The sequence below is a fragment of the Acinetobacter sp. YH12043 genome, assembly GCF_013419915.1.
Taxonomy (GTDB): Bacteria; Pseudomonadota; Gammaproteobacteria; order Pseudomonadales; family Moraxellaceae; genus Acinetobacter.
In genome coordinates, this window is record NZ_VOZD01000056.1 from 1 (window position 1) to 2,401 (window position 2,401).

Below are 2,401 nucleotides of genomic sequence, written 5' to 3' on the forward strand. Positions count from 1 at the left end.
GTCCTAATTCTATAGAGAATAGCTTCAATAAAATTGCGTAAATTTGAGTTGTGGTGAATGGATAAATTACGCAGAATAACTTTCAACTTTTGCCAGTGTTGATCTGTCAGCATGGTACGAGGCATAGTGAATAGTAAAATTGGGTTTGGCGATTTGATTTTACTACTTCGCTATTTTTTTAAGCTAAAAGTGTCAACACACCCTAAAATCACCAGACTTGCTCTTCCTTTATCTAATGATATTCATTTCAGGAGTTAGGTTGCTGGAACATAGCAATGACTTCAGCTTCTGTCATTTTTTTGGTTTGATTGTTAAATGAATAAAATGCTGGCTGATGATCTATATAAATTTCTAAATTGAAATCCAGATCCTCTGGAAGTTACTCTAAAGTAAATACATTAATATTGGCAAAGGAATGGTCTTTGTTCCGCCAGAAAATAAAAGTACCGCAAGCATTGCAAAAACCACGCTCTGCCCATTCAGAAGTACTCGCAACAGATAAATGCTGCTGATCAATAAAGTGAATATTTTCTATATCAATCGACATGAGAGGCCACTTGTCTGGCGGCGGCACATGGAACAATGACAGGCAGCAACTTCATGATTTCTGAGCTGAACTTCAAATCGAGTCGCTCCGCATAAACATCTCGCTTTCATGATTATTCTTCCTCGGTATTATTATTTTTAATCATTTTACCGGATTCATCATAAGTAAAAGGCTTTGTACATTTCCTCATACAATTTTTTATTGCTGATCGAAGCACCATCTGCCTAAACTTGTCATTCAAATCCAGTATTTAAAATAATAAGGACAAGCTATGGATCTCAAGAATCTTTCAGGTTTGCAGATTATGCAAGAGATGCTTAAGGGCAATCTGTCTATGCCTTCTATGGCAACCACCATTCCCATGTCTGCTGGCGAAGTCGAACCGGGACATGTGACCTTTTTTGTAAAAGCTGATGAACGCCATCTGAATCCTATGGGAGGTGTACATGGCGGTTTTGCTGCAACTGTTTTAGATACGGTAACAGGCTGCGCGATTCATACTTTACTTGAAGCCGGTGTCGGTTATGGCACAATTGATCTGAATGTAAAAATGTGCCGTCCAATTCCTCACAACCAAGAACTAAAAGCGATCGGAAAATCAATTAATCTCAGTAAAAACCTAGGTATTTCCGAAGGTCAAATTCTGGAGGACGAAGGTCGTATTTATGCCCATGCCACAGCAACCTGTATGATTTTTCGCAATTCCGACCATTAACGTGTTTAAGGCTTAAAGTACGCCCCATTTCCCTTGCGGTGCTTTTACCAGCTTCGGTTGAGTCAAAGCCCGATATTCAAAATAATGCTTAGAAACATTCGATACACTCAGCACCTGAGTTTCTTTAGCAGAAGCCTGCCACACTTTAGACTGGTTCGACCCAGTCAGAAGATTGCCAGTAAGCGCATAAATATAAAGTTCTTTTTGCCGAGTTTCAGGCGTGTTCAGAAAGATCTCAAAGCTAAATTGGCGTTCTTGTTCGACCAGCCACTTTTCTGCAAACCATAATTGCAGCAAGTCACCCAGATACAATTGTTTGGTCGCTAAGGGCCATAAACGGATTTCTGCACCAGCCACAGGGGTAAAGTATTGAGCTGAATCTTGAATAATATCGAGATAATGATCTTGATAAAAAGACAGTTGAGAGAAGATTTGAGGGATAGTGAGCGTATTCATTCGCTTTCTCCGGTTTAGCCATTTTTGTGCTGGCAAGTAGGTTTAAATCCACACTGTTTGACCATTTGGTCAAACGACTTTATGTTTTCAATCTAGCAAGTGAAATTTGTTCTGACAAGCATTTTTTAAGAATTTAATGCAATCGTTTAAATTAAAATCAGATAAGTGCAATTTGTAATAAATATGACAGTTTTTTCTTGACCCTTTGCAAAATCTCTCTATAATCGCATTCAGATTCTCCCATAGCTCAGTCGGTAGAGCGACGGACTGTTAATCCGCAGGTCCCTGGTTCGAGCCCAGGTGGGAGAGCCAAATTCAAGAAAGCCCAAGCATTTAAGACTTGGGCTTTTTTATTGCCTGAAATTTCATTTATAAAATGATTCGATTCTTCTTTTCTCTTATATATTCTTACTCTGCCCTTTTATTTACCTAGTTAGATTAGCTTATATTCTCGTTTAATCAAATGTGCTGTTATAAGCCGTTATTCTAAAATTGACGACAGCTTTTGCTATCTTGCACTTCAAGTTTTTCCTTCTAATCAAATTATAAAATGCTTGTAAGCATCCGGCTAACACAGCCTTACCAAGCGATCCTATAAGCCTTAATTTAGTTCCCACCTAAAAACAAGTGGGGACTTAATCCATGAACATGGATATATATTCAGCAACACCTCCTGTTGCTAA

Annotated in this window: 2 protein-coding genes, 1 tRNA gene and 2 pseudogenes; 2 read left to right on the forward strand and 3 right to left on the reverse strand. The window is 38.6% G+C overall.

Annotated elements, in window-relative coordinates; translation table 11 throughout:
• Nucleotides 1-125, reverse strand: a pseudogene (locus FTU01_RS15400) (IS5/IS1182 family transposase); the annotation flags it as partial.
• A 122-nt stretch (nucleotides 126-247) separates the two neighbouring features.
• Nucleotides 248-657: pseudogene (locus tag FTU01_RS15405) on the reverse strand (GFA family protein).
• A 161-nt stretch (nucleotides 658-818) separates the two neighbouring features.
• Here FTU01_RS15405 and FTU01_RS15410 point away from each other — a divergent pair.
• Complete coding sequence (locus FTU01_RS15410) at nucleotides 819-1,262, forward strand: PaaI family thioesterase (RefSeq protein WP_180139999.1); 444 nt, start codon at nucleotides 819-821, stop codon at nucleotides 1,260-1,262.
• Nucleotides 1,263-1,274: 12 nt separating this feature from the next.
• On the opposite strand, the gene FTU01_RS15415 is transcribed toward FTU01_RS15410, so the two are convergent.
• Nucleotides 1,275-1,718, reverse strand: a complete 444-nt coding sequence (locus FTU01_RS15415; RefSeq protein ID WP_166138302.1) for a hypothetical protein — start codon at nucleotides 1,716-1,718, stop codon at nucleotides 1,275-1,277.
• Nucleotides 1,719-1,954: 236 nt separating this feature from the next.
• On the opposite strand from FTU01_RS15415, the gene FTU01_RS15420 reads away from it, so the two are divergent.
• Nucleotides 1,955-2,030: transfer RNA gene (locus FTU01_RS15420), tRNA-Asn, on the forward strand.
• Nucleotides 2,031-2,401 lie beyond the last annotated feature (371 nt).